This window comes from Neolewinella aurantiaca (assembly GCF_008014675.1).
GTDB classification, from domain to species: Bacteria; Bacteroidota; Bacteroidia; order Chitinophagales; family Saprospiraceae; genus Neolewinella; species Neolewinella aurantiaca.
Map to the genome: position 1 here is coordinate 1 of NZ_VOXD01000019.1, position 25,571 is coordinate 25,571.

Genomic DNA, 25,571 nt, shown 5'->3' on the forward strand with positions numbered 1-25,571 from the left:
GCGCTTGAGTTGCTCCGAGTCGGTAAAAAGCTCTTCCAATGAGCGTGTCTTTTTGGTTTTCTTTGCCATAATAATCGTATCTAACTGTAAAGTAATGTAGACACACTTAGATGAACAGTCTCTTAGTAGATAGGAACTTAAAAATAGGGATTAAGAACCAGAGAGCCAGGGGCTAGCGATTGTAAGGTAATTCCTAGTTCCTTTCTAGCTCCTAATTCCTGGTTCCCTTCTAGTTCCTAGTTCCCTAGCTCCTAGCTCCTAATAACTGGCTTCCGGCCGGTCTTTGCTCATCAGCAAGGTGGCCGATCGCTCGGTCCCGTTGTAAATCTTTACGATATTCTTCTGATCGGGGTAGACGCCGGTGATGAGCGTATTCGTGATGGTGACGTCTACTGGTGAAGCATCGGTAGGAGCAGAGAGATAAACCCAGAGGCCATGGAGGTCGTCGGCAAGCTCGTAGCCGATAATTTCCAGGGGGAGTTCTTCGCCGTTCCAGTTGATCCCGAAGTTCTTTTTCAGATAAGAAGTCAGGTAGCGCTCCGCGTCGTCGTGCTGACGCTTAGTGCCGATCTCCATGCTTTCCGGGGCGCCGGAGGCGACCATGTCTTTTTCAATATCGTCGACGAAGACGTGCATTTCAACCTGCACCTGTCCCTTCTCTGCCACGTACCGGACGTTGGTTTTGGAAACGTGGTAATCGTGGGCGGGAACCGGGCTGGTTAGAAGAGAAAGCAGGATGGTTATTAATAGCATAAGAAAGTTGTTGATTGGGTTGAGCGCCTCCGGCGCGATTCTGATCGCGCCGGAGGCGCTCAACTCAATATGGATGGGACAAAGGTAGCAACTAATGAAAAGTGGGATCGTTGAATCTTTAAGACAAACTTAAAAAGGATAACCTTACCCTCATCACCGACAACACCAAATATATGCCCCGCATCGAGGGCATTCAGCTGAAGAACTGGAAGGAAGCCAAAGAAAATGCATACCTCAAATAGCGAAGCCGACCTTCTGGATGGGAAGATCGGCTTCGGTGGTTTTGGAAATCCTTAATGCTACTCTTCAAGAAGAAAGTTGAACCGAACTGGTAGCTTAGTAGGTAAAGTCACATCCAAAATAGTAAGGGGTGCAGGCAATTGAAGACCGTTCAATGTTTTCAGGACTTCTTCAACCAGCAGATCCGAGCCCCCCATTTTTTCAGCGTTGGTTTTTCCAATACCAACTACCGTAATTTCCCCAACAGGATCCTTTTCGTTTCCATCCTTACTGTACGTAGCGCTGGTTATCTTTCCTGTTTCGTCTATATCGACCATGAAATCGAACTTACCTGTTTCACCAACTGAACGGGCAGCAACTGGATAAGTAATTTTTCGATAGACTGTTTCGGAAAACTCCCTGGCTATTTTTTCTAAAGCTTCTTCAGCAGCTTGTTTACCTTCCGCGTACCCTTTTCGATAGCTCTCAGAATCAACTCCCGCAGGCACCGTTACTTCTTCAGATTCAACCAATTCGCCGGGTATTTTCTCGGTAGTGTTATTCTCTTCTTGAGGAACAGCTACGTCTCCACGTATGCTGCTGCAGGTAAGCATTAAGCCCGCCATTAGCAAAGGAAGAATAAGTAAGGGAAGTAGGCGCAACTTCCGCGCCCGGGTTTTATCGGTAATCATGTTAATTCGCTTTTTAATAGGTGAAGAAAAAAGCCCCGGAAACCCCGCCGGGCCCAGCGTGGATTTAAGGAGCTGAAGGCCGTAAGTTCGCACCGGCACCCGTTGGATGACGGCCGCGTCGGCCTCGTATTCATGTACGGCGGCGAGCAGGCGGCAGAGCATCCAGAAAAGCGGATGGAACCAAAGCAACAGGCTGCCGAGGGTGAGTAATAAGGTATCGTAGTGGTGGCGCGCACGCAGGTGCGATGCTTCGTGAATAAGCGCAGTGTTTTCCAGGTCAGCATCGGACATCTCCGCGGGCAGGAAAATCAGCCCGAAGGCGACGAACGGACCGGTGATGCCCCGGTGGCGGATCACCCGGTAACCGTCGTAACGGTCTCTTTCGCCGGAGGAGGCCCAGTGCCGCAAAGCGTTCCATTGCACCAGCGTCCGCGCCGCAAAAAAGCCTACGCCCAAAAGGTACACCCACGGCAAAACAGTGAACCAGGACCAGTTGGAAACCACAGTCTCAGCCTCAGCACCTTCGGTGTAAAAGAAGGGCTCGGCCACGTAGGTTACCGACGGCAAAGCCGCCACCGGCAAGCCGCCGCCCAGCGCCGGCAACAGCGGCACCACCAGCCCGAAAGCCAGCGTACCAAGCAGGTAAAACCGCTGCGCCGCAAAGCTCCCCCGCCGCATGGTAAGGAAGTGGTAAGCGATCAGCACCGCCCAGATGACGGTGAGCCGCAACAGGTATTCCAGAATTTCAGGTGTCATTCTTTCAGGATAAAGTTGAAGTCTACTACCAGCGAAAGCGATGTACTGCTACTTCCCTTTACCAAAGGTGGGCTAAAGTCTTGCAACTCTCCGATAACCCTGCGAACCTCTGCCTTTAGAAGGTCTGTTCTTTTTGCTCCCTTAAGTTCCTTTCCAGGATGCCCCACAATGGTTAACTCTAAAGACCCCGGCCCTGCTTGCATTTGCTTTTCCGTAGGAAAATATAGCGCCTCCAATTTTGTGGAGCCTTCACTTGGTATTTTCACTACTGCCCGTACAACTCCTTCCGTTCCTGATTCGCGGGCAGCGGCGGGGTAACGAACTTCGGTGTAGGCCGCTTCAGTAAATGCAGGGTGCAGGTTTTTGGCGTATTCAGTTATTAACGTTAGTCGCTCATCATTCAGAGTTCCATTGAGTCTAAAGTCTACTGCCCCAGAGGCTTCCGCCTCTATTACCTCCGGCTCCTCCGTGTATTCAAGCGGATCAACCTTTATTTCTGTGGACGGACTTTCGAGAACAAGCGGAACGGCTATATCCTCGTTCAGGTCACTGCAGGCAACAACAAGGCCAGCTAGAAGCAAGCAAAGCGTGAACAAGGGCAACAAACGCAACTTCCGCGTCCGGGTTTTATTAGTAATCATGGTAATACGGTTTTTAATCGGTGAAGAAAAAAGCCCCGGAAACCCCGCCGGGCCCAGCGAAGATTTAAGGAGCTGAAGGCCGTAAGTTCGCACCGGCACCCGTTGGATGACGGCCGCGTCGGCCTCGTATTCGTGTACGGCGGCGAGCAGGCGGCGGAGCATCCAGAAAAGCGGATGGAACCAAAGCAGCAGGCTGCCGAGGGTGAGTAATAAGGTGTCGTAGTGGTGGCGCGCACGCAGGTGCGATGCTTCGTGAATAAGCGCAGTGTTTTCCAGGTCAGCATCGGACATCTCCGCCGGCAGGAAAATCAGCCCGAAGGCAACGAACGGACCGGTGATGCCCCGGTGGCGGATCACCCGGTAACCGTCGTAACGGTCTCTTTCGCCGGAGGAGGCCCAGTGCCGCAAAGCGTTCCATTGCACCAGCATCCGCGCCGCAAAAAAGCCTACGCCCAAAAGGTACACCCACGGCAAAACAGTGAACCAGGACCAGTTGGAAACCACAGTCTCAGCCGCAGCACCTTCGGTGTAAAAGAAGGGCTCGGCCACGTAGGTCACCGACGGCAAAGCCGCCACCGGCAAGCCGCCGCCCAGCGCCGGCAACAGCGGCACCACCAGCCCGAAAGCCAGTGTACCAAGCAGGTAAAACCGCTGCGCCGCAAAGCTCCCCCGCCGCATGGTAAGGAAGTAGTAAGCGATCAGCACCACCCAGATGACGGTGAGCCGCAGGAGGTATTCCAGAATTTCAGGTGTCATTCTTCTTCGAGTTTACGGACGAGCGCGTTGAGTTCCTCCAGGCTTAGATTTTCACTCTTCGCCAGTTGACTGACCGCCACGGCCGCCGATCCCCCGAAGAAGTTTTTGATCAGTTGGCCCAGGCTTTTCCGGCCGTATTCTTCCCGTGTGATTGCCGGAGTGTACACCCAGGTTCGTCCGTACTTCCGGTGCGTGACAAAGCCCCGCTCATCCAGCGCCAGCATGAGCGTGGAGATGGTACTGTGGGCCGGCTTCTTGCCGTCGCGCTTTTCGATCAGCTCCCGCAAATCGCCTACCGTACACTCACCCAGCTCCCAGACGAGGTGCATGATATCTTCTTGTGCTTTGGTTAATTTCTGCATACTAAGTTAATTAACGTAAAGATACGTTACAATTTTCACTTCTGCAAAATTCCTGCTTAGGCCCGATAAATCTGGCGCTGTCCAACACCCTTGGATGTTGACAGAGAAGACGTGGACTCTAAGGAAAACACCTATGCCCCAAATGAAATCTGACCAAAATGCTTCGCGCTTCGCTTGCTAGCCATCGGCTAAAGCCGAGGCTGCTAAAAATCCATCGCCACCCGCAAATTAATCCGTCGCCCGGTCAGCCGGTTAGGCACCGCATATTGCTGCGCCCCGATGGTTTTGATCCAGGTGTTGCCCGCCTGGTTGGCAACCTGCATGAGGTTAAAAACCTCCAGGCTGAGGTTGGTCGCCCGTGTCCAGTTAAATAGTTTGCGCTCCTTCGTTTCACCTTGTTCGTAGAGGCGGAGACTAAAACCGATATCGATACGGTGATAGGTGTCGAAGCGGAGGGTATTGCGGAATACCTCGTTGTCGTCGAGGATGCCGAAGGGCAGCCCGCCGCCGACGGTCAGGTTGACGTGGGTACGGAAGTTTTCGTTGCTGCGCAGGTAATCCTGAAAGAAAAGGCTGAGCCGCCAGTTTTGATCCGTTGGCCGGGGAACGTAGTCAACTTCCTCGCTGAGAACTTCTCCGTCTTCGCCGCGGCCGGTGACGTTGAGGTGCTGGACATCCGTCAGCGTCTCCTTGGCCTGAAGAATGCTGAGGTTGACCCAACTTTCAGCGCCGGGAACGAACTCGCCGTTGAGGCGAAGATCAAGCCCGGCCACGTAGCCGGTTGCATCGTTCTGGCCGGAATAGCTGATGCGAACGTTTTCGATCTCGTAGCTCACCAGATCCCAAAGGCTTTTGTAGTACGCCTCTGCGATGAAGCGGAACTTCTTCGGATTCTTCTTGCCGTAGTAAAAGTCTGACGTGATGCCACCGACGATGTGAGCCGATTTCTGGCTCTTCAGGTCGGTATTCACCTCTCCGTCCGGGCCGCGCATTTCACGGTAGAAGGGCGGCTGGGCGTAAAGGCCACCCGCCAGTTTGTAACTAATGTCGGCCGTTCCGCCGAGTGGTTTGTAAAGAATCTGGGCGCGGGGACTGAGGACAAACTCCTTGTTAAGGTCCCAGTACGTTCCGCGCAGGCCCGCGCTGATGCGTACGTCGGCCACATCTTCTTTGCGCCACGTCCATGTATCCTGCAGGAAGCCGGAGAAGCGGGTACTGTTCAATTCATTTTCTGTTTTCAGCACCTGAAAGAGTTCTACCGCGCCGGATTCCCGGTCGAAGGGCAAGCTGTAGCCCGCCGAGTCAAGCAGTTCCCACTCGTTGATGAAATCGTTGACGATTTCGTGCTGGGCTTTCACGCTCCACTGCAGGAAGTGGGCTTTGTTGACGTCCGCCGTACGGTTGTTGAGCTCAAGGCCTCCCCGCAGTTCGGCGTTGTAAACCTGAATGTCCAGAAAGTTACGAACATATTGTTGCTGCTCACCTGCTCCCAGTTCGTTTATCACCTCACCGAAAGTGCTGGAGCCAAGGTCGCTGTCCAGTTGTCCGAGGCTGTAATTTCCGCCGATAGAGATGGCTTCGTTTTCATCCGAACGGAAGGCCGAAGTCAGGAATTTGAGGAAGAAAGGGTTTTCCTTTTTTTCGGGAATGTAGGTGAGCGATAGCCCTCCCATTTGCGTCAGAAAATCATCGCGTTCTCCTCCGTCGAAGCGGGTGAAGAGCTGAAGGGTCTCGAAGAAACCGCCGAAGGCGGTACTCCGCTCCACCGGGTCGAAGTTGTAGACGCTGCGGTTGTAATCTGCGATCACGCCCAACTGGAGGGCAGGGTTGAAATCGTAGGTGAGATAGGTTTGAACGTCGACGAAGTTGGGCGTGTATTCGCCGCTGGTTTCCAGGCTTCCGAGCAGGTACTGGGTTGTTTTGTAGCGGGCACCGACGAGGTAGCGAAATTTCTTGAGGCCATCTTTATTCACCTTCGAGGAGCCCTCGAGGTAAGCCGACCCGCCGAGGAAGCTGGCCTGGAGGCCAGCCCGGAGACTATCCGGCCGTTTGTATTTAATGTCGAGAACAGAGCTAAGCTTGTCTCCGTACTGTGCTTCGAAACCACCCGAACTGAAGCTCAGGCTACGGACCATATCCATATTAGCGAAGGTGAGTCCTTCCTGCTGGCCGGCGCGGATAAGCTGGGGGCGATAAATCTCGAAGCCGTTGACATAAACGAGGTTTTCGTCGTAGTTGCCACCCCGCACGTTGTACTGGCTGGTGAGTTCGCCACCCGCACCGGAGCTTACCCCAAGTGCGAGGTGAGGCAGAATAGACTCCAGGTTGCCCGTAGTGGAAGGCAAAAGGCGGATCGCCTCGGGCGTCTCGCGGATCATGCCGCCTTCCTCGATCTTGCTCTCCCGGACAACGACCTCGAGGGTACTTTCGGTTGGTGCCAGGGCAACGTCGATCTGCTTGGTACTTCCTTCGGGTAAAACGCCCACGTTCACCTCCGTTTCGCGGTAGCCGAGGCGGCTGAAGACCAGAATGAAGTCTTCGCCTGCTGGCACCGTAGCCAGATAGCGGCCGGTGGTGCCGGACTCTACCGCAGTGGTGCTACCCTTCACGTAAATGGTAGCGTAATCTACCGGCTGATCGGTCAGCAGATCGGTTACTTTTCCGGTGATCGACGCAGTTTCTACCTGAGCGGCCAGGGGAAAAACACACAACAGCAGCAGCAGTACGCCCAGGCTTTTCAGGGCGCGGTCGCGGGTGCAGGGAATGTTGAAGGAAGCAGAGTAGGTAAAGCTTGGTCGCATACTGAAATCTTGGGGGCGGAGGGGATCGGACAAAAGATGGTCCTTGCTCTCCCGGTACGGAACGACAAAGGTAACTTTCGTGGTGTACTCTTACAGGACGGTTTTCCGTGGGCAGCCCGAACTATCCCGCATTCCTGCGTCAGTACTCCTCCCCTGCCCTCTTTGCCCGGAGCCTCCGGAAGACCTTACTGTGCACCTGCGACAGCGCCCTGTTCTTTTTCCTGCACCTCTCGCCCGTATACGACCATTGCCCACATAAATGCACTGTAGGCCAACAGGCCGAGCCCCAGCACCGCCAGCAGTACGGTTCGCAGACCGAAGGTTTTGAGGTATGTCAGTGAGTCTCCCACCCCCTTAAACTTCTCCGGGTCGACCGTCCATGCTGCCCGGTAGAGGAAGTACCCCATGATGAGGTAAACAACGGAGATGGTAATGATGCCGAAGCGGCCCAGATTCCGGTAAAATGCTCCTTCGTAATGACCAAAGCGACCATTCTCCAGTAAATCCATATGAGTCCCCTTTACTGCCAGGTACATCTGAAATAAGCCGACGCCAACAATTATAGCCCCCACGAAAGTAATGAGCAGGTAACCGTATTCCCACATGAGCACCAATCCGATTGCATCTTTGCGCGGATCGTCTCCAAGCCCGACACCAAACAGCAAACTGAAAGCAGTCCACGAAAGCCCTCCGTAAGCAATACCATTGATGAACCAGCCCAGACGATTGGCAATACCGTTTGCGTTGATGCCCTCATTTCTCGTATCCATCAGCCCCGAATAAACCTTGTACACCGAATATGCAGCCAGGCCGGTACCAAGAATGCCCAACAGAAAGTTCCCCAGGTGACTTTTATTCAGCCAGAGCATTATCTCCTCCGGCCCGCCAGGACCGTACGCTACACCGATAACGGTAGCCAGCGCGAAAGCCCCCATCAGGAAATAAACGACTCCCTTGGTACCGTAGCCGAAACGGTAGAGACGTTGCTGGTTAGCTTCGGATAAAGACATAGAGGAAGGTTAGTAATTGGCCGTGCACGCTAAAGCGTTCGTTTTCAGGTTAAAGTTCGCACCTCATAGTTCTTTCCCCGGACGAAAAGCCTCCGCCTGTGAAGGATTTTGTTCAGGTTTTTCGCCTGAAAACACATTTTTCACACATATACAATAAATTATATTCGTTTCCCGTCTACTCAATTAATCAATTAGCCCCCTCAAATAAGCCTCAAGGTGGCACATGACGTAAAAGAGGACTGCACAACTCCTTTTTTTCCGTTACCTTATGGTAGGCAATCAGTCGTAAGACCAGCGCACAAAATGGTATTTGTTTACGTAATGTTGTTCCATACCATTACTGATTCAAAAGTGTTTTCGCCCATCCAAATTAAGAAACAGTTGGCTTGCCCAACGGATCGAGAGAGACTTTGAACAACACTTTTGGGCGGCGCCGGCAATCTTGCCTGCGCCGCGTTTTTGGGGGTATAAGCCCTGCCGGAGCAATTACTCCCGGTGAACGCGGGCTACCCGCGGCGTGTTAAAGACATAAACCCCTTTTATGTCCCGAGGCTTCGTTAAAGAATCAGACCAGGAAGAACTTCCACTTATCCCCGAACGGGCACCGCTGCCTTCCGGAACGACCAATTACGTTACACCGGCAGGCCTTACCGCCCTCGAAAAAGAACGAGCCGAACTGGAAGCTGCGAAAGACACAACTCCCACTGAGAACGAAGATGAACACCGACGTGCCCTAACGGTACTGGACGGCAAACTGGCGCTCCTGCAAAAGCGCATTGCTACCGCCAGGGTCATAAACCCTGACAGCCAACCGGCAAACGAGGTCCGCTTCGGCGCTACCGTAAAAATGAGAATGGGCGGTCCTTCCGGCAGGATTCAGGAGTTCCAGATCGTTGGCGTAGACGAAGCCAACGTCAAAGCGAAGAAGATCGCCTTTACTGCGCCCATCGCCAAAGCGATTACCGGCCTTTGGGTCGGTGAATCCGCCGATTTTCGGTTGGGAGGCGAAAACCGCAAACTTGAAGTTCTGGAAATTCGGTACTAAACCGGTAGGAGACCAGAACGGGTCCATTCGATCGATTCCTTTCTTGTGCGGAACAAAAAAAAGGCCTGCAACCATTCACCGGTTGCAGACCTCACATAATATGAACATAAGCAAATTTCCTACCTGCCCTTGAAGTCGCGGCCATCAAGGCTGGTGTATTTAAAATCGGCGTCGTTGCCGAAGTCTGTACCGTCGAAATTGGCCGGAGAAGAGAACTTGGTGTACTTGAAGTCTGCATCTCTGCGGAAGCGCGTATTGGCGAGGTTTACACCTTGCGGAAATTCCGCGTATTTGAATACAGCGTCGTCTTCAAACACGACATCAGACAAGTCCACTCCCCGGGGGAACTTTGTGTACTTGAAGTCTGCTTCTTCCTTGAAGGTGGCCGCCGCGATGTTTACGTACCGGTCGAACTTGGTATACTTGAAATCGGCGTCTCCCTCAACTTCAATACCGCTGAAATCGGCAGGCTCGTTGAATTCGGTGTATTTAAATCCGACGGCCTCTTCGAAGTCTGCGCCCGGGAAATCCGCTTTCTCGTGGAACCGGGTGTACTTGAAGTTCACGTCTTCCTCGAACTTACAGTTCCTGAACAGCACATCTTCGTGAAAATCCGCAATGTGTACAGGTTCAGATTTCCAGTTCGAGCCTTTCCCCTCTACCCGGTACGCCCAAACGTTGCCCTCAAAGGTGCAGTCTACGAAGGAGAGAGAGTTGCGCACGTGGTACTTCCACTGCTGCTGACTTCCCCAACCTCCTTTCTGGGTTTCCTCCCGATCATCAAGGAGAGTAAAATCCAGATCGCCCGTGATGGTGACGCCCGTTAGTGCTACATCTGTTCCTGCATTGAGCTGAGCAATGATCTTTTCGGCAGAGATGGTTGACTGCGCGGATAAGCACAAGGAAAAACAGGAAAAAACAAGGAAGGAAAAAACGAATCTCATGGCTGTTGTTTTGTGGATGCACCGGTAATGACGAGGTGGAATAAACAGGGTTGCATCATTGTGTAGCATTCGGTGATCTGTCAACAAATGAATCGTTTCAGCAGGCTCCTGGCCTGGTCGTACTTTCCTGCTGGCGGGCCGTGCCGGTGACGCTCTACGGGTTAAGTACTACCCGAACTGCTTTGTGGTCGCTGAACCCTTTTTGCTCTCCGTAACCGATGTACCCAAGCTGATTGGTGAGTAGCCAGGTGTCGCCGATCTCGACATCGCCCACATTGCGATGGCTGTGGCCGTAGACCCAGGCTGCGATGTCGTTGTTTTCGATGAAGCGGGTTTTGTCCACACAAAACCCCTCGTTGAGCGCGCTTCCCTGAAAAGCGGGAGCATTGCATTGCTCCGAGGGCAGATGGTGCGTAACCACCACCTTCGGGCCCGGTTCGATGATCTCTTTTTCCAGAAAAGCCCAGCATTGTTCGTGTACTTCGTTGAAATCGTTGACCGTGAGGTTGCGGCCGCAGTACCGGATGACCCTGAAATCATACAGCCCTCTGAAAACATCCATCACCCTGTGGTCGATCCGGGACCACATGGTGGAAAACACCAGCCGGATACCGTTGTACTCCTCGGTGTGGTTGTTCAGCAGGATAACATTGCCGCGCAGTTCTTCCCGGAAAGAGAGAGCGTTATTGCCAAGGTCATATCCCCCGTAGTATTCGTGGTTGCCGGGGATGACGTACGTACGCTCGAAATTGGCGGCGCAGAAATCCCAAAAGTCCAGTTTTTTAAAAGCGGGTCCGAGGTGATGCGTATCGCCGGCAACAACGAGCACATCTCCGATTGGTGTAATCGGGTTTTGCCGCAGCCAGAGTCGGTTGTCAGGAAATTCGAGGTGCAGATCAGAAAGGTACTGGAGGTGCATGGAGTGGATGTTGAAACGCAATATCATTAATCTTGCGGTGCTGTTGATGCCTGTGCGGGGAAAACACCGATTATGACACCAAACAGTTTCGTTTACTGGGCGCGGCCGCGGGTGCCGGGAGAGGTTCAGAACAACGGATCCCGACTTAATGCCAGCCTCCTTCGGAGCCGGATTCCATCAACCTGCATTGCACCTGCGTCCCCGCACAAAAATCGCTGCCAGCACCAGAACCATTCCCCCAACAAAATCGTTGACAAAAGGCAATCTCCCAACACCTTCTGCATGTCATTTGAGCTCATTTCTCCTTTTTCGCCTACTGGCGACCAGCCGCAAGCCATCAAAGAAATCGTCAGCAACGTAGAAGCCGGAGAGCGCGGACAGGTTTTGTTGGGGGTAACCGGCTCGGGTAAAACCTTCACGATGGCCAACGCCATCGCCCAACTGAACCGCCCAACCCTTATTCTGACCCATAATAAAACCCTGACGGCCCAGCTGTACGGCGAGTTCAAGGAGTTTTTCCCAAATAATGCAGTCGAGTACTTCGTGAGCTACTACGATTACTACCAGCCGGAAGCCTACATCGCCTCTTCGGACACTTTCATCGAGAAAGACCTTGCGATCAACGAGGAAGTAGATAAGCTCCGCCTGCGGGCCACCTCAAACCTGCTCACCGGCCGCCGCGACATCATCATCGTTGCGTCCGTCAGTTGCATCTACGGTATGGGTAATCCCGACGATTACAAATCGGGCATCATCCGGCTGGAAGCCGGGCAGGAAAAGAGCCGCAACGGCCTGCTGTACGACCTCGTCGACAGCCTCTACAGTCGTACCGAAGAAGATTTCCGCAGGGCTACCTTCCGCGTCCGCGGAGACACCGTTGACATCAACCTGCCGTACGCTGAATTCGGCTTACGCATCATATTTTTCGGAGACGAAATCGAGACCATCGAGAAGATCGAGATCGAATCAGGGAAGCGGATTGAATCGCTTCGCACTGCGGCCATCTTCCCCGCCAATCTTTACGTTGCGCCTAAAGACCGGCTCAACGGCATCATCCATCAGATTGAAGACGAGCTCTACGATCAGGAGCGCTACTTCGAACGTGAGATGCGGCTGGCCGAAGCCAAGCGCATCCACGAGCGGACGCAGTTTGATCTTGAAATGATGAAAGAACTCGGTTACTGTAACGGTATCGAGAACTATTCGCGTTTCTTTGACCGGCGCAAGCCCGGTACCCGCCCGTTCTGCCTGCTCGATTACTTCCCCGATGATTACCTGATGATCATCGACGAGAGCCACGTGACCCTGCCCCAGGTGCGGGGAATGTTCGGGGGCGACCGCGCCCGAAAGCTGAGTCTGGTGAATTTCGGGTTCCGCCTTCCTTCCGCGATGGACAACCGGCCGTTGAACTTCACCGAATTCGAGAGCCTCATCAATCAGGTTGTATACGTTTCTGCTACGCCCGGAGACTTCGAACTTGAGCAAACCGGAGGAGAGATCGTCGAACAGCTCATCCGCCCTACCGGTCTGGTGGACCCACCCATCGAAGTGCGCCCCAGTAAAGGACAGATCGATGACTTACTTGAGGAGATCGACAATCGCGTAAAGGCAGATGAAAGAGTGCTCGTAACCACCCTCACCAAGCGGATGAGCGAAGAGCTGACGAAGTACCTCGAAAGCCTGAGCGTGAAGGTCCGCTACATCCACAGCGAGGTAGACACCATGGACCGGGTCGAGATCCTGCGGGACCTACGGCTGGGAGAGTTCGATGTACTTGTAGGGGTCAACCTCCTGCGGGAAGGTATCGACCTTCCGGAAGTTTCGCTCGTTGCCATCATCGATGCCGATAAAGAAGGTTTCCTGCGGAATGAACGCTCCCTCACGCAAACGGCCGGCCGTGCTGCCCGTAACGTAAACGGCAAAGTGATTTTTTACGCCGATAAGATCACGGACTCCATGCGGCGAACTATCGATGAAACCGATCGCCGCCGAAAGGTTCAGCTGGCCTACAACGAAGAGCACGGTATCACACCTACCGGCATGCGCAAAACGAAAGAGGAAATCCTTAAACGCGGATCGATTCTCGATATCCGGGGTAAAAAGGAAGCGAAGGCCTACACAGAACAGGTCGAAATCAGCAGTGCTGCGGACCCCGTGCTCAATTCCATGAGCCGGGAACAAATTGAAATCGCGATTGCAGAAGCTGAGCGCAAAATGAAGTCTGCGGCCAAAGATCTCGACTTTATGAGCGCCGCAAGTTTCCGGGATGAGGTCTTCGCGCTGAAAGCGCGCTTGAAGGGTAGAATGTAAAACAGGTTGCTCTGTCCTTCAACCGTTACAGCGTTGGATAATTTCTGGCTGAAGATCACAGCCCAAAAGAAATCGCCCCGCCTTTACGAAAAAGACGGGGCGACAACCTAAAAGGTAAAACTGATCGGTCTACAGACTGTCCAGCCAATCTTTAACTTGCTGTTTGGTCTTACCTGTCTTTTCCTGCAGGCGGCCAAACATTTCGTCTTCCTTACCTTCTTCGTAAAGAAAATCATCGTCGGTCAGGTCCGCATATTCTTGTTTCGCTTTTCCTTTGATCTGATTCCAGTTTCCTTTTACTTTATCACTAAATGCACTCATGATATCAATATTTTAGTTTCGCCGGATATTCGGCTTGCTACTATAACCTTGTCTTCCTGTCCAGGTGTTCGGCGGCATCGTTCATTTCAGCATTAAAACATTGTAAGTCACAGGATTGCCCCTACCAAATCCCACCTGAAAGCACTTATGGTTATTAGCACCTTCTGGGGTGAACCGCAGGCATACCCACGTGTTATATGCACCTAACAAAACTCAATACTATGCCAATCCGTTTGGGCGAAACTGCCCCCAACTTCAATGCCCAAACCACCATGGGCGATATCAATTTTCATGAATGGGCCGGAGACAGCTGGGTTATCCTTTACTCTCACCCTTCTGACTTTACCCCCGTCTGCACCACTGAACTGGGACGTACCGCTGCCCTCAAGGAGGAGTTCGAACGTCGCAACGCCAAGGCAATCGCACTGAGTGTGGATGACCTCGAAAGCCACATGAAATGGCTGGGAGACATCGAAGAAACCCAGAACGTAAAAATGAACTTCCCCATCATCGCCGATGAAGATAAGTCTGTCGCTATCGCGTACGATATGATGCACCCCGAGGCAGATGCGAAATTCACCGTTCGTTCCGTGTACATCATCGACCCGAACCGTAAGGTTCGTCTCACCCTGACTTACCCGCCTTCGACTGGTCGTAACTTCCAGGAAATCCTCCGTGTACTCGACAGCCTCCAGCTTACCGATGGTTACTCCGTAGCGACTCCTGTAGACTGGAAAGACGGCGAAGACGTAGTGGTTTCCCCTTCGATCGCGACCGAAGACATCCCCGACAAATTCCCCAAAGGACATAAGGTCATCAAGCCTTACCTCCGCACCACACCTCAGCCCAATCGCTAAAAAGCGAGTGCAGGGCAATTAGCCCTTCAGCCATAACCACAATGAAGCCCCGTCCGGACAATTCCGGGCGGGGCTTCTTGTATGTATACCGGAAACGAAGTGGTTTGGGACAATTAGCGCGCCGTTGGCGTGGTGGCTGGTAAGGCGCTGAAAGCCGCGCCTGGCCTGAGCCAGGTAAGGTTTTCAGCAACGCCGCCAGACGCCGCGATAACAAGCGATAAAGTCCCAAACCACTTTGGTTCCGGTATAGTGGATATTCTCTTCCCGGTGATGCCCGGGGCGGATTATTTCACCTCGTAGGTCATCTTCACCAGTCTCAGTCTGTTACGGTGTTCGCTGGGCAAGATCATCTCGTTAGCGGCCACCTGAACCCCATCCCTGAAACGGAGACGCAGGTTGAGGTCTCTGGTATGAAAAAGGCTGTTGCGGTCGAATTCTCCCCGTCCGTTTACGACGTATTCCGAGACGGTGTTCTCGAACCGGATTTCATCGTTGAATAAAAAGCGTAGGCTGCGCGGATTTTCCATCAGGAAGTAGCTGGAGAATACCCCTCCGTCGTCCTGGCTGTATTGCCGCTTATGCAGGATGTTACTCCAGTGTGGTTCCCCGTTCGGATGAACACTAAAAACGACCAACTCATCGTAGTGATAATCCACCAGCGGCCGGATGCCGTAGTTGTTAACGACCTGAGTTCGGCTGGCGTTGCTCCTACGCTCCAGCTGCCGGTTGCGTTCGGTTATGATCAGCCCTCCCCCGTCCTGGCGCAGGACGATGTTGCGGACGGACAATTCGTCGATCCCCGGATTCTTTTTGTTGTACTTCTTGCCCTCGATGTTGCGGATCAGCGCAAGGGGAAAGGGCGTAAAATCCGGTTTACCGGCAGTAGGATTCCCGGGATCAAGGTTGACCCAGAAATACCCATCGGCCCGGGTAAATTCTTTGGTGGTGTAAAGCCCTCCGGCCGTGAGGCGGTTATTGAGGTTGTCGTAGCGGAAAAAGATATCATACGTAAGGCTGTCTCCCATCGGGACCTCAAACAAGTCAAATTGCCTGTTGGGGCTGATCGTGTGTACTTCGTACTTATGCTCTTTCCGCTTGCTCCTGAAATTGTCACGTTCTATTACGAAGAACGCAGTTCCGTCGTTGGCGACTTCGGCCTGGAGAAAATCATCGTTGAAGAAGAATTTCTCCGGTTCCAATTCAAGGTCGTAGGTCAGTTCCATTTGGGTCAGATCAAGCCCCAGACAGCGTACTTTGCTCTGTTGTTCAGTAACGAGCAGCAGCAATTTCGTTTCGTCTTCGGAACTGTATATCTCGTCCTGAGGAGACGTACTGAATACACCGAAATCAACCAAAGTGGTACTATCCACCAGATTGCCGGCAGGGTTGTAAGCATCGAGTTGCAGGTAGTTACGGCTGCTCTTCCGAAAAATATAAAGCAGGTGAAACCCCGTGCCATCCTGCTTTGCCACCGAAGTCAGAAGCCGGATGTTTCGTCCGCGTAGTTCCAGTTCCTTTTCCCAGCTCTGGCGCATATTCCGGTCATAAGCTGTTAACAAGTGTTTGGTATCTCTGTCCTGCAACAGCAGGACCTGGCCGCCCAGTTTCCCGATCAGGTCATACTCGGTGTCGCTGCGCATCGTCATTTCATCGCTCACGGTGAGTACCTGGGCGCGGACGCTGGTGCAAAGAATGGTAAAAAGAGCAAAGGTCAGGAGAGTTCGCATGATTCGGAGAGCTTTGCTATATAGACGGAAAAGCAGGGCGATTAGTTGTGTTGAAGCGCCAGCTCACCGTCAGGAAAATATGCTATGAGCCTTGCTCTCTATGGTTGGTGCTTCTGAATTACGCCTGAAGGCTCGTGTGGGGCTTGCTTTGGTTTCGTGCCCTGTCGGCCAGCTATGATTTCCCAGATAAAAAAACCGAACACCAGCACGTACTCTCCGCCTACCAACCAGAGGTCCTCCTGATACGGCTCACCGATATAGCTAACGTACGTAAGCATTATCAGAAACGACCACACCAACGGGAACCGCCACCTCGTAAAGCAGCACAGCACGATAGGCACACTCAGGTACCACGGGTGAACCGTTGTGGCGCACAGCAGGTAGAGCACAAAGGCCCACAGCCAGCCTACCGGCAGTGATACCCAGTCGCGCCGCCGGTCCAGCAGCGCCAGCAGCAGGATACCTGCTGCGGCCGCCTTCGCCAATGAAGGGCCGATGGTCGCAATCTGGTTCCAGCCTACCTGCAGGTAACCAATGGCCCGTGCTACGTAGTAGATGCTGGCGTTAAATTCGAACTTCTTCTGGTACAACTCCAGGCTGCTCTGAAAGCCGTCCAGAAACCCCGGAGACAAAAGCAGGGGCGCGAAAAAAAGCAGGCAGGCAATGCCAAAGGCCAGAGAGAAAACGTAAAAGCGTTTACCTGATCTCCACCAGTTCCGGACGGGCCACTCCCACAGTCGGCGGATCAACAGCGGCAGCAGCATCAGTGGCAGCAGCTTACTCGCTACCGATGCAGCCATTGCCACCCCGGCCGCAATCCATTTGCTACGTTGCAAAAGGTAGTAAGCCAACAACAGAAAGAAAACCATCGCCCCTTCGAAGTGCAGGTTCCCCATTATCTCGACGATGATGAGCGGATTCAGGCAGTAGAACAGAAGATTGGTTGGGGATAGCCCCTTCTCCCCTCGGGAGAGTGGAGTCGGCTCAGCCGGCAAAGTATCCACATTTTTCAGCAAGCCGTGACTTGAAAAACCATTCTTTGCATCCTGCGTGCGCGCCGCTAAAAGCCGCCACAGCAACCACAAACTCCCTAGTTCGCACGCGAGCAGAAACAGTTTCATTACCACCGCTGCTCCGTACCAGCTGTCCGGGCTCACCCATACCGCCAAAGTAAATACGCCCTGCGCTACCGGAGGGTAAATGGTGTAATAATCCGGAGAATTCAGGAGGTCGAACAGCTCCTGGCTAAGGCCGGTCACCTCCTGCCCTTCCGTGAGGTAATGAGCGGGCAATTCAGCAAAGGGATTATGGCCCGCCGCAATCAGGTGCCCGTCCCAGATGAAGCGGTAAACGTCGTCGCTCAGCAAAGGAAAGCCGAAAACGAGCGCTACGCGCAAGACGATACCGAGGCCAACCAGCCAACGCAGGTGCGTTTCGTCCGGACGATAAACCAGCGCGAGATATCCGCCAAAAGCAAGAACGAAGGCACCGAATAAAGACCAAAAATCTGTCCGGTCCACCCCGTAGCCGAGATAAAACACTCCTACCGCCAACAGCAAACCACCAACTAAAGAAACCGACAACGGTTTTCCGCTTTTCCACATAAACCGCAAGTTAGTTCATTGGCACTTTCCCGTTGGCGACTTCCCCGATGGAGGCCTTGAAGCCGAGCACATAAGTCGTGAAACGACCATCACACATAATTACACAAAACAAACATTTTGCGTTAACTTTGCCATTTCATGGCAAAAAAGACCCTAACCGAACGTTTCATCCAAAACAGTGTAGCCGAAAGGCTGAACAAGGAGTATTACCGCCGTAAACCGGCCTGGGTAACTACCGAGGAGTACACTAAACTAAAACGGGCAGATGTTTTTCTGGCTTTTATGCGGGCGCGCAAACGCCCCTACGTGGTGGTTGTGGAGGCGAAGAGCCGAACAACGATCCACCAACTGAAACTAAAGGAAGCCCCCCGGCAAACCAGATGGGCGGGGCGGGCGATTACCATTGTATTCATCGTTGGCCTTTCGGCCGTTCTCGGTTACCAGTGGTATTTCAACGCCGTCAACACCCTCTTACTGCTGGGGCTATTTGTTTTGGGTTCCAGCCTTATTTCCGCCGTACTGAGCAAGTTGGAGCTGAGCGCTCTGGGTTCCATTTCGGCCATTGAGCAGCTTGGCCGTTACCCCGCCAACGAAAAATGGATTGCGGTGGGTGAAGACACCTTCGTCCGGCCCGAGGAGTACAAAACGCTCGTCGACCAGTGCAAGAAAAATGGCCTCGGCCTCATTGTGGTCGACGCGAAAGGCCGGTTGAAGCGTAAGCTCATTCCTTCTCCTCGCCACACGTTCAATAACTACCTCGGAAATTACAGCAAAGAAAGCAAGATCCTTAGTGCGATCGATAAGCCGGCAGATTACGGCCCTACCCCGCCGGAACGGGCCAAACAACGCCGGCAGTTGCTCAACGCAACGGCCTTGCTGGCCGTGATCGGGCTGTTGGGCCTGGTATCTTACGAAGAGAATTACCGACCGGTTATCCCCGATCCGTTCTCAGAGAGTTACGTCGATTTGGAAAACGCCGAAATTGACTCCGTAGCTGTGCCTAAGCCCGCAATGCCAGCAGATACGGGCGCGGCCGCAGGTGCATTGGAGGTTGAAGAACCCGGTCCGGATGCCGAAGACTGCTCCTCCTTGTCCGTAGAGCGCCGTTCGTTCATTGTTGTCGACGCGCTGCTTAATCCCCGTAATTCTTCAAAGCGCCTGGCCGAGCTTGAAGGAGCAGGTATTGCGGGTTTTACGGCCATTCCGACGGATTGCCTCAACAGCTGGCCCGAACCGGGCCGCCACGCGGTCTACCTCGATTCTGTTTTTTCTCACCGGCCCGCAGCCAAGCGCTACGCCAACGCCCACCGGGATCGGCTGAACAAAGCGGGGATAGACTTCCGTTACGGCAAGGTCGTCAAAATACGGCCGCGTTAGCAGGCCGGTTTTACGGATGTTTATCGGTAAAGTCTCTCACAGAGACACGCTCTAAAAAACTAATTCCTACCTTGCGCCCAAACTGAGCCTGAACCTTATGGCAACTGTAATAAGCTTACTGAATCACAAAGGCGGCGTCGGCAAAACGACGAGCGCCATCAATATTGGAGCCGGACTTGTCGAATTGGGCAAGCGCGTCCTCCTCGTCGATCTTGACCCGCAGGCAAACCTTTCGCTCTCGTTGGGGATTCCCCGGCAGCAGGTCACCATTTACGAAAGCCTGATGGGCGAGAGCGACCTCGCCCCCTTCTCCGTCCGGGAAGGTTTTGATGTAATCACCTCCAGCCTGGATCTTTCCAGCGCAGAGATGGAACTGGTCAACGAAGCCGGCCGGGAGTACATCCTGCGGGAACTCTTTGACGGAGTAGACGACGATTACGACTTCATCATCATCGACTGTCCGCCAAGCCTCGGCCTCCTCACGCTGAATGCCCTTACCAGCAGCCAGCAGGTAATCATTCCGCTTCAAACCGAATTCCTGGCACTGCAGGGTTTGGCCAAGATCAAGCAGGTGATCCAGAAGGTGAAGCTTCGTCTCAACAAAGAGCTCCACATCAGCGGCGTACTCGCTACGATGTACGACCACCGCAAGGTACTGAACCGCGATGTGGTGGAGACCATCCAGAAGTATTTCGGCCCGCTGTTGTTCGAGACCTACATCCGCGACAATGTCGCGCTGGCGGAGGCTCCGGCCAGCCGCCAGGACATCTTTGGGTACGCCCGCTCCAGTAACGGCGCAAAAGATTATCTTGCCGTGAGTAAAGAAATTCTCGAGCGTACGGCAAACCCAATTCACTTGCGGGAACGTTCCGATAAGAGCAAGACCACCAAATAAACCCGCTAGCTATGGCTAAAAAGCGCTTCACCGACGATCTATCCGGCCTTTTCGAAGAGCCCGACCACACTCCGGAAACAACCCGGGCTGAGGCCGCATCCGTCCGTGCATCCGAGCCTGCAGCACCCGATGAAAAAGAGGAACGTGTAGAAGTAGACGTACCGACAAAGACCTCTAAGGCCCGTCGTAAACTGTCCAGCAAAGGATTTACCGCCGACCTTGACGCCTTCCTGAGCGAAGGCTTTGAGCGGGAATCCACCGCCCCTTCAACTTCCTCTGCACCTGCGCCTGCGCCCCGAAAATCGCGCCGCCGCAAAACTGGCCTTGACCTCCTGATCCGCTCCACCGTGGAAGATGAAGACCGTACCCCTCGCGGCGCTAAAGCGCCCGACACCAAACGGGTAACCCTCATTTTCAACAAGGAACACCTCGCCACGCTGAAGGAACAAGCCCGAAAGCGAGGGATGTACCTCAAAGATGTGGTGCAGGAAATGGTAGAGGGCTATTTGGAAGAGTAATTCCCATGACCTACACTAAGCCTGACGATATTTTCCATCGGTGAGCCCCTCCCGCATGCTCTCTGCAAGCCCTGTCTTCAATTAGAAGATTGGTCGTTTCCGGTAAGCTGCCAGAACCGCCGGGCCGAGTGTCGCCCCAACAACATCCCGCACGATAAGCAAAAGAAAGTTTTAACTTTTGCGGACTCTCTTTACGCACCACATAACCTTCCCCGCATCTTTCCGTTATATTAGGACCGAAATCGTTGTTTTAGCCCTCAGAACAACGCCTTCCGGCTAAACTATCCCAAGATGCGTCTATCCCTTTACCTACTGATTTCTTTTTTCGGCGCCGGTTTATTTGCTCAGACCTCCCAGGTGGAGTTTGGCAAAAACCGCGTGCAGTACCACAAAGATTTTGATAGTTGGGAGCAATACGAATCGGACAACTTCATCACCTATTGGTACGGTGAAGGCCGCGATCTGGGCCAGTCAGTGGTGCAAATGGCCGAGTATGACTTCGGCTACATCCAGAAAATGCTGGAGCACCGGATGAACGAAAAGGTACAACTGATCGTGTACCGCGACGTGACGGACCTGAAGCAGAGCAATATTGGCAGCGAAGAAGTTTTCACCCTGCCGGGCAATCAAAACCTGGGCCGCAGTACGAGTTACATCTCAGCGACCCAAACCAAGTTCCTTGGCAACAAAGCCTTCGTTTATTTCAATGGTGATCATTCTGATCTCCGCCGGCAGGTCCGCGAGGCGATGGCCAGCGTTTACATTGAGCACATGCTTTACGGCTCTTCGGTGCAGGAGGTTGTTCAGAATGCCGTGTTGCTGAACCTTCCCCCATGGTTTAAGGACGGCCTGGTCGGCTACCTCGGGGAAGACTGGAATACGACCAACGACGACCAGCTGCGTCAGCTTATGAACAGCGGAGAGTTTGAAAACTTCAAAGAGCTCGCAGCCGTTTACCCCCGCCTGGCGGGTCATTCGTTTTGGAACTACGTAGCCGAGAATTTCGGCAAACCGACGGTTTCCAACCTGCTTTACCTTACCCGCATCAACCGGTCGGTGGAAAACGGTTTCCTGTACGTACTGGGCAGCAACTACGACAACATCCTGTTCAACTGGGGCGAATACTACCGGACCCGCTACGCCGAAGAGGCCGCCGGACGGGCGCTGCCGACGGGTGAAGAGGTTGCCATCAAGAACAAGCGTCGCCTGCCGGTAACACAGCTAAAAATCAGCCCCGACGGAACGCGCATTGCTTACGTCCTCAACGAGATTGGCCGTTACAAAGTCTACCTGCAAAACTTGCAAACCGGCGAACGTGAAGTGGTGGCCAAGGGAGGCCAACGCAACCTGCTGCAAGCGACAGACTACAATTACCCCCTTCTCGACTTTTCGCCCAGCAATCAGGAATTAGCTATCCTGTACGAATTCCGCGATAAGCCCAAACTCTTACTCAAAGACCTGAATTCAGGAGAAGAAGTGACAGAGGAGCTCACGACTGTTTTCGACCGGGTATTCAGTATGGCTTATCAGGACCCCGGCAATATGATTCTTTCAGCTTCGGCGAAGGGCCAAACCGACCTCTACTACTATACCCCTAACGTTCAGCAGGTCCGCCAAATCACCAATGACTTCTGGGATGACCTGGACGCCACGCCCGTGAATATCCGGGGAAGAAGAGGTGTCGTCTTTGCCAGTAACCGTATCGACACAAAGCTCTCTCCGGCACGGTTAGATACTATCCTCCCGATCCGTGATTATGATTTGTACTACTACGACCTGGAGGGCAAGCCCGGAGAGCTCGTCCAGATTTCTGATACTCCGCTCGGCAACGAGCGCCAGCCCGTACCAATCGACGGAGATCACTTCAGCTTCCTGTCCGATGTTAGCGGCGTAGTGAACCGCTACCAGGCACACCTCGAAAATTACCTGGACCATTACGAGCAAACCATTTACCTCTCTACGGGAGACGAGGTTACCCTCCATGCCGACAGTACGCTGGAAAGCCTGGACACCACTCTGATTGATTCGGTAGTCGTGTTTCCGGTCATCAAGGAACGCGCAGTGGTAGAAGCCGTGACTAATGGCAACAGCAACATCGACATGCAGGACGCCAGCGGTAAACTTCCCCTCGGGGTCTCGCTCTACCTGGCCGATGACAATTTGGCGGTAAGAACCTTTACTTTCGACACGACACTCAACGTTTCCGTAGTGCCCACAAATTTCCGGGTACGGAGTTATCAGATTACCGGGCAGAAGGTACCGGTGTTTACCCGTCCGGGTAGTACAGCAACCGGTGGTTTGATTGCTCCCAATAAAGCCAACCCCGCCGAACCCGTCAGCCCCGCCGACGAAGACGCCTATACTTTCCAGACCCGTTTTGAAGACTTCGTCGATCCGCCGCGGCCTGAGTTGGAAAACATTCTCCTGCGGGACCCTGATACCGAAGACACCGAGATCCGGCCAGCCGGACCGGATACTACCGGCACCCGCCCTAACCTGACGGTGGTAACAAAAGACCCCAGGATACGCCGGCGTACACCATCTAAAGGCATCCTCAGGGGGGAGAGACCTATTCCGGAACTGAACCGGACCTATAAATTCATCCGGGGCCGGATCAAGCCATACCGCCTGACCTTCCGGGTTAACTACGTAAAAACGGAAGCGGACAACGATCCGCTCTTTGCTGGCCTCAACAACTTCTCGGCCAACCCAACCGGTTACACCCGTCAGCCGCTGGGTATCCTGTTCAAAGGGAATATTCTGGACCTTTTTGAGGATTACACCATTGAGGGCGGCCTGCGCGTACCGACCAGTTTCAACGGCACCGAATACTTCCTGACCGCCGCAAACCGCAAAAACAGACTGGATAAGATTGTTTCGGTGTACCGCCGTAACCGGCGGCTGGAGTCCGGCTTTTACGATGTTCTGCGCCCAAACGCTCCGCGTTTGGTGGAAGAAAACACCCTGCTGGCCCAGTACGGGGTTCGTTACCCGCTCGACGTTTTCCGTTCCCTGCGGGCAACCGCTACCGTCCGCCGGGACCGGGTACAGACTCTCCCGACCGAACTAGCCGCCCTGCAGACCAGTCCGGAAAGTCAGGCGCGCGTAGGCGCGAAGTTGGAATACGTCTTCGACAACACCCTCAACCTGGCGACCAATTTACGGATGGGGACGCGGTATAAAGTGTACGCTGACTTCTACAAAAGCTTCAACATCAGTTTCAGTTCCGGAGGGGAAGAAACCGGTTTCGAACCGGGTTTTCTGGGTATAGCAGGCTTCGATGTCAGACATTACCAAAGGCTCGACAAGCGTAGCATTCTCGCTGTACGCCTGGCCGGCTCGACCAATTTCGGTCAGCAAAAGTTACTCTACTACCTCGGCGGAGCCGACAACAGCCTCCTCAACACCTTCAACGAAGGCATCCCCACACCAACCACAGGCAATTTCGTTTTCCAGGATCTGGCTAATCCCCTTCGTGGGTTCGACGTCAACATCCGTAACGGAGGCACTTATTTGCTGAGCAACGCCGAGCTCCGGATTCCGGTGTTCAACTACCTCTTCCGTAATCTCCGCTCTAAGTTGCTGCGCGACTTTCAGGTCGTCTCGTTTTTTGACATAGGGACTGCGTGGTCAGGCAACGATCCCTTCGATGAAGACAATCCCGTTAACATCACGACTTACCCGGACCCCAACACCATCGGTGCGGGTACAGTTCCCGTTACCGTACGGGTACGGCGCTTCCGCGACCCTATCATATACGGTTACGGTTTCGGAGCACGGACTACTGTCTTCGGTTACTTCGTCCGGGCAGACTACGCCTGGGGCGTAGAAACCGGCATCCGGGGAGAAGGGAAATTACACCTCAGTTTGGGGATGGATTTCTAAATGCTTCCGCACGTTCCACAGCATTCTCCCGTACGTTCACCCAGAAGAGATTGTAGTCGGCGATGTGGTAATTCTTTGTAGTAAAGAAGATATCGCCAAAAAACGAAGGTTTGTTGGTCACCAGTATGCCGCCTCGCCGTTGGGCCCAGACCAATTCCGGAATCGGCCCCTTATCGTAATTCTGCAGTACGCCTCCATTATTGAGGCTGGCGGGAGCACGGGTTTCTCCGGTCGTCCAGCTCAGCGGATTTACGACAGCGATGTTGCTTACCGTATCACGATAACCGGGCTTTGCTTCGATATCTTCACGGTAGGTGCGCCAGCTCACGAAACAGCCCGTTTGGACAGCATCTTCGCAGACGGGAATAGTAGCGTAAGCATCGGCCGAGACGGGCATCCCTACCAAGTAAGCAGCGACCAAACGACCCCCTAGCTTTTTTCCGTCGAACCGGTCAGACAAGAGCCTTTTGGCGTGGGTAGTTCCCTGACTATGGCTCGCGATGATGATGGGCCGGTCACCGTTCCACGTTTCGATGAAATAATCGAACGCGTTCAGGATATCGGCATAAGCGGTATCGAGGGCCCTCTTGCTAACGGATCGTCCTTCGGGGTAATACACCGCAAGGTTGGCCTGACGGTACCTCGGAGCGAAGACCCGGCCGGCGGCGTTGAAGATCGACGCCTGGTTCAGGATAGTCGATTCATCTACGGCCTCGTTCAGCTTTTCATCGGCGAGGTTAGCGTTCCAAAGATCGTTGCCGGTTACCGCTTTGCGGTAGATGGTGGGGTGAAGAAAGAAAACATCGGCTGTCGCCGTAGATTGCTTGTCGGCCAATTCATTCCCCGGGGTCCGGTCGGCTTCGTCCTGAGCGAAGGGAGTTGCGGCCCAGTTTTCGGGCAGGCTGTAATCCGGTGCCTCCGGCACCGGGAAGAGGTTTCCTTTGGGTAATGAAGGTTTGTTTCCGCATGCAACAAAGAGAAGCAGGGGAAGAACTAAAATTACGCTACGCATCGTGGGGCGGAGTTTTTACTGGCTGGCGCGGTCGGTCTGCAACAGGTAGACAATACCAAAGCATACCATACCTAAAATGAAGAGTGTCATGGGGATTTAATTAAGGTAAGGATGCAGCTACAACGGGAGCTGCATCCTGAAAGTTCCTTAATTATTTTCTTTAAACT

General features: G+C 53.5%; 19 protein-coding genes. 7 read left to right on the forward strand and 12 right to left on the reverse strand.

Annotation, left to right across the window (positions count from 1 at the left end):
* Positions 1 to 258: 258 nt before the first annotated feature.
* The 6 genes from FUA23_RS12945 to FUA23_RS12970 all read right to left on the reverse strand — a co-directional run bounded on the left by FUA23_RS12945 (position 259) and on the right by FUA23_RS12970 (position 7,990).
* On the reverse strand, positions 259 to 753 hold the full coding sequence (locus FUA23_RS12945; protein ID WP_147931169.1) for a DUF6702 family protein: 495 nt from the start codon (positions 751 to 753) through the stop codon (positions 259 to 261).
* Positions 754 to 1,052: 299 nt separating this feature from the next.
* Positions 1,053 to 2,420, reverse strand: a complete 1,368-nt coding sequence (locus tag FUA23_RS12950; RefSeq protein WP_147931170.1) for a M56 family metallopeptidase — start codon at positions 2,418 to 2,420, stop codon at positions 1,053 to 1,055.
* Positions 2,417 to 3,817: a M56 family metallopeptidase gene (locus tag FUA23_RS12955; RefSeq protein WP_147931171.1), complete on the reverse strand. Its 1,401-nt coding sequence runs from the start codon at positions 3,815 to 3,817 to the stop codon at positions 2,417 to 2,419. Before FUA23_RS12955 ends, FUA23_RS12950 begins: the two co-directional genes overlap by 4 nt.
* A complete protein-coding gene (locus tag FUA23_RS12960) occupies positions 3,814 to 4,179 on the reverse strand; it encodes a BlaI/MecI/CopY family transcriptional regulator (RefSeq protein ID WP_147931172.1) in 366 nt (121 codons plus the stop codon). The genes FUA23_RS12955 and FUA23_RS12960 overlap by 4 nt, the downstream gene beginning before the upstream one ends.
* Positions 4,180 to 4,382: 203 nt before the next feature.
* Entirely contained in the window at positions 4,383 to 6,980 is a 2,598-nt protein-coding gene (locus FUA23_RS12965) for a TonB-dependent receptor (RefSeq protein ID WP_147931173.1), read from the reverse strand.
* 185 nt (positions 6,981 to 7,165) lie between these two features.
* Positions 7,166 to 7,990 carry a DUF1206 domain-containing protein gene (locus FUA23_RS12970; RefSeq protein WP_147931174.1) on the reverse strand — a complete coding sequence of 275 codons (825 nt, stop codon included), beginning with the start codon at positions 7,988 to 7,990 and terminating at the stop codon, positions 7,166 to 7,168.
* 541 nt (positions 7,991 to 8,531) lie between these two features.
* Here FUA23_RS12970 and FUA23_RS12975 point away from each other — a divergent pair.
* Positions 8,532 to 9,035 (forward strand): GreA/GreB family elongation factor, encoded by a 504-nt coding sequence (locus FUA23_RS12975; protein WP_147931175.1) that lies wholly within the window; start codon positions 8,532 to 8,534, stop codon positions 9,033 to 9,035.
* A 119-nt stretch (positions 9,036 to 9,154) separates the two neighbouring features.
* Here the strand turns inward: FUA23_RS12975 and FUA23_RS12980 are convergent, their stop codons facing one another.
* Entirely contained in the window at positions 9,155 to 9,979 is an 825-nt protein-coding gene (locus FUA23_RS12980; protein WP_187271012.1) for a pentapeptide repeat-containing protein, read from the reverse strand.
* A gap of 154 nt (positions 9,980 to 10,133) precedes the next feature.
* Complete coding sequence (locus tag FUA23_RS12985) at positions 10,134 to 10,898, reverse strand: metallophosphoesterase (RefSeq protein ID WP_187271013.1); 765 nt, start codon at positions 10,896 to 10,898, stop codon at positions 10,134 to 10,136.
* Positions 10,899 to 11,180: 282 nt separating this feature from the next.
* Here FUA23_RS12985 and uvrB point away from each other — a divergent pair, with 282 nt between their 5' ends.
* Positions 11,181 to 13,208 (forward strand): excinuclease ABC subunit UvrB, encoded by a 2,028-nt coding sequence (gene uvrB, locus FUA23_RS12990; RefSeq protein ID WP_147931261.1) that lies wholly within the window; start codon positions 11,181 to 11,183, stop codon positions 13,206 to 13,208.
* Positions 13,209 to 13,337: 129 nt separating this feature from the next.
* Here uvrB and FUA23_RS12995 read toward each other — a convergent pair whose 3' ends face one another.
* Positions 13,338 to 13,529, reverse strand: coding sequence for a CsbD family protein (locus FUA23_RS12995; protein WP_147931178.1), 192 nt, complete (start codon positions 13,527 to 13,529; stop codon positions 13,338 to 13,340).
* A 221-nt stretch (positions 13,530 to 13,750) separates the two neighbouring features.
* On the opposite strand from FUA23_RS12995, the gene FUA23_RS13000 reads away from it, so the two are divergent.
* Positions 13,751 to 14,386, forward strand: coding sequence for a peroxiredoxin (locus tag FUA23_RS13000; RefSeq protein WP_147931179.1), 636 nt, complete (start codon positions 13,751 to 13,753; stop codon positions 14,384 to 14,386).
* 284 nt (positions 14,387 to 14,670) lie between these two features.
* Here the strand turns inward: FUA23_RS13000 and FUA23_RS13005 are convergent, their stop codons facing one another.
* Both FUA23_RS13005 and FUA23_RS13010 read right to left on the reverse strand, forming a co-directional pair.
* On the reverse strand, positions 14,671 to 16,113 hold the full coding sequence (locus FUA23_RS13005) for a hypothetical protein (RefSeq protein WP_147931180.1): 1,443 nt from the start codon (positions 16,111 to 16,113) through the stop codon (positions 14,671 to 14,673).
* Between the two features lie 98 nt (positions 16,114 to 16,211).
* Positions 16,212 to 17,717, reverse strand: a complete 1,506-nt coding sequence (locus FUA23_RS13010; protein ID WP_147931181.1) for a hypothetical protein — start codon at positions 17,715 to 17,717, stop codon at positions 16,212 to 16,214.
* A gap of 138 nt (positions 17,718 to 17,855) precedes the next feature.
* On the opposite strand from FUA23_RS13010, the gene FUA23_RS13015 reads away from it, so the two are divergent.
* The 4 genes from FUA23_RS13015 (at position 17,856) to FUA23_RS13030 (ending at position 24,392) form a co-directional block, all read left to right on the forward strand.
* Positions 17,856 to 19,094 (forward strand): hypothetical protein, encoded by a 1,239-nt coding sequence (locus FUA23_RS13015; RefSeq protein WP_147931182.1) that lies wholly within the window; start codon positions 17,856 to 17,858, stop codon positions 19,092 to 19,094.
* A gap of 97 nt (positions 19,095 to 19,191) precedes the next feature.
* Positions 19,192 to 19,989 (forward strand): ParA family protein, encoded by a 798-nt coding sequence (locus FUA23_RS13020; protein ID WP_147931183.1) that lies wholly within the window; start codon positions 19,192 to 19,194, stop codon positions 19,987 to 19,989.
* A gap of 11 nt (positions 19,990 to 20,000) precedes the next feature.
* Positions 20,001 to 20,507 carry a hypothetical protein gene (locus tag FUA23_RS13025; RefSeq protein WP_147931184.1) on the forward strand — a complete coding sequence of 169 codons (507 nt, stop codon included), beginning with the start codon at positions 20,001 to 20,003 and terminating at the stop codon, positions 20,505 to 20,507.
* Positions 20,508 to 20,798: 291 nt separating this feature from the next.
* The gene (locus FUA23_RS13030) at positions 20,799 to 24,392 is read left to right on the forward strand and encodes an LpqB family beta-propeller domain-containing protein (RefSeq protein WP_147931185.1); all 3,594 of its coding nucleotides are present in this window, start codon (positions 20,799 to 20,801) and stop codon (positions 24,390 to 24,392) included.
* Here the strand turns inward: FUA23_RS13030 and FUA23_RS13035 are convergent.
* The gene (locus FUA23_RS13035; protein ID WP_147931186.1) at positions 24,370 to 25,404 is read right to left on the reverse strand and encodes a DUF3089 domain-containing protein; all 1,035 of its coding nucleotides are present in this window, start codon (positions 25,402 to 25,404) and stop codon (positions 24,370 to 24,372) included. The two genes, FUA23_RS13030 and FUA23_RS13035, sit on opposite strands and share 23 nt — an antisense overlap.
* Between the last annotated feature and the right edge of the window lie 167 nt (positions 25,405 to 25,571).

Bases quoted from the DNA above. Each gene is read 5' to 3' on its own strand.
- FUA23_RS12950 (WP_147931170.1), bottom strand. From the start codon at position 2,420: ATGACACCTGAAATTCTGGAATACCTGTTGCGGCTCACCGTCATCTGG.
- FUA23_RS13010 (WP_147931181.1), bottom strand. From the start codon at position 17,717: ATGTGGAAAAGCGGAAAACCGTTGTCGGTTTCTTTAGTTGGTGGTTTG.
- FUA23_RS13005 (WP_147931180.1), bottom strand. From the start codon at position 16,113: ATGCGAACTCTCCTGACCTTTGCTCTTTTTACCATTCTTTGCACCAGC.
- FUA23_RS12985 (WP_187271013.1), bottom strand. From the start codon at position 10,898: ATGCACCTCCAGTACCTTTCTGATCTGCACCTCGAATTTCCTGACAAC.
- FUA23_RS13030 (WP_147931185.1), top strand. From the start codon at position 20,799: ATGCGTCTATCCCTTTACCTACTGATTTCTTTTTTCGGCGCCGGTTTA.
- uvrB (WP_147931261.1), top strand. From the start codon at position 11,181: ATGTCATTTGAGCTCATTTCTCCTTTTTCGCCTACTGGCGACCAGCCG.
- FUA23_RS12975 (WP_147931175.1), top strand. From the start codon at position 8,532: ATGTCCCGAGGCTTCGTTAAAGAATCAGACCAGGAAGAACTTCCACTT.
- FUA23_RS12960 (WP_147931172.1), bottom strand. From the start codon at position 4,179: ATGCAGAAATTAACCAAAGCACAAGAAGATATCATGCACCTCGTCTGG.
- FUA23_RS13020 (WP_147931183.1), top strand. From the start codon at position 19,192: ATGGCAACTGTAATAAGCTTACTGAATCACAAAGGCGGCGTCGGCAAA.
- FUA23_RS13015 (WP_147931182.1), top strand. From the start codon at position 17,856: ATGGCAAAAAAGACCCTAACCGAACGTTTCATCCAAAACAGTGTAGCC.
- FUA23_RS13025 (WP_147931184.1), top strand. From the start codon at position 20,001: ATGGCTAAAAAGCGCTTCACCGACGATCTATCCGGCCTTTTCGAAGAG.
- FUA23_RS12995 (WP_147931178.1), bottom strand. From the start codon at position 13,529: ATGAGTGCATTTAGTGATAAAGTAAAAGGAAACTGGAATCAGATCAAA.
- FUA23_RS12965 (WP_147931173.1), bottom strand. From the start codon at position 6,980: ATGCGACCAAGCTTTACCTACTCTGCTTCCTTCAACATTCCCTGCACC.
- FUA23_RS12955 (WP_147931171.1), bottom strand. From the start codon at position 3,817: ATGACACCTGAAATTCTGGAATACCTCCTGCGGCTCACCGTCATCTGG.
- FUA23_RS12980 (WP_187271012.1), bottom strand. From the start codon at position 9,979: ATGAGATTCGTTTTTTCCTTCCTTGTTTTTTCCTGTTTTTCCTTGTGC.
- FUA23_RS12945 (WP_147931169.1), bottom strand. From the start codon at position 753: ATGCTATTAATAACCATCCTGCTTTCTCTTCTAACCAGCCCGGTTCCC.
- FUA23_RS13000 (WP_147931179.1), top strand. From the start codon at position 13,751: ATGCCAATCCGTTTGGGCGAAACTGCCCCCAACTTCAATGCCCAAACC.
- FUA23_RS13035 (WP_147931186.1), bottom strand. From the start codon at position 25,404: ATGCGTAGCGTAATTTTAGTTCTTCCCCTGCTTCTCTTTGTTGCATGC.
- FUA23_RS12970 (WP_147931174.1), bottom strand. From the start codon at position 7,990: ATGTCTTTATCCGAAGCTAACCAGCAACGTCTCTACCGTTTCGGCTAC.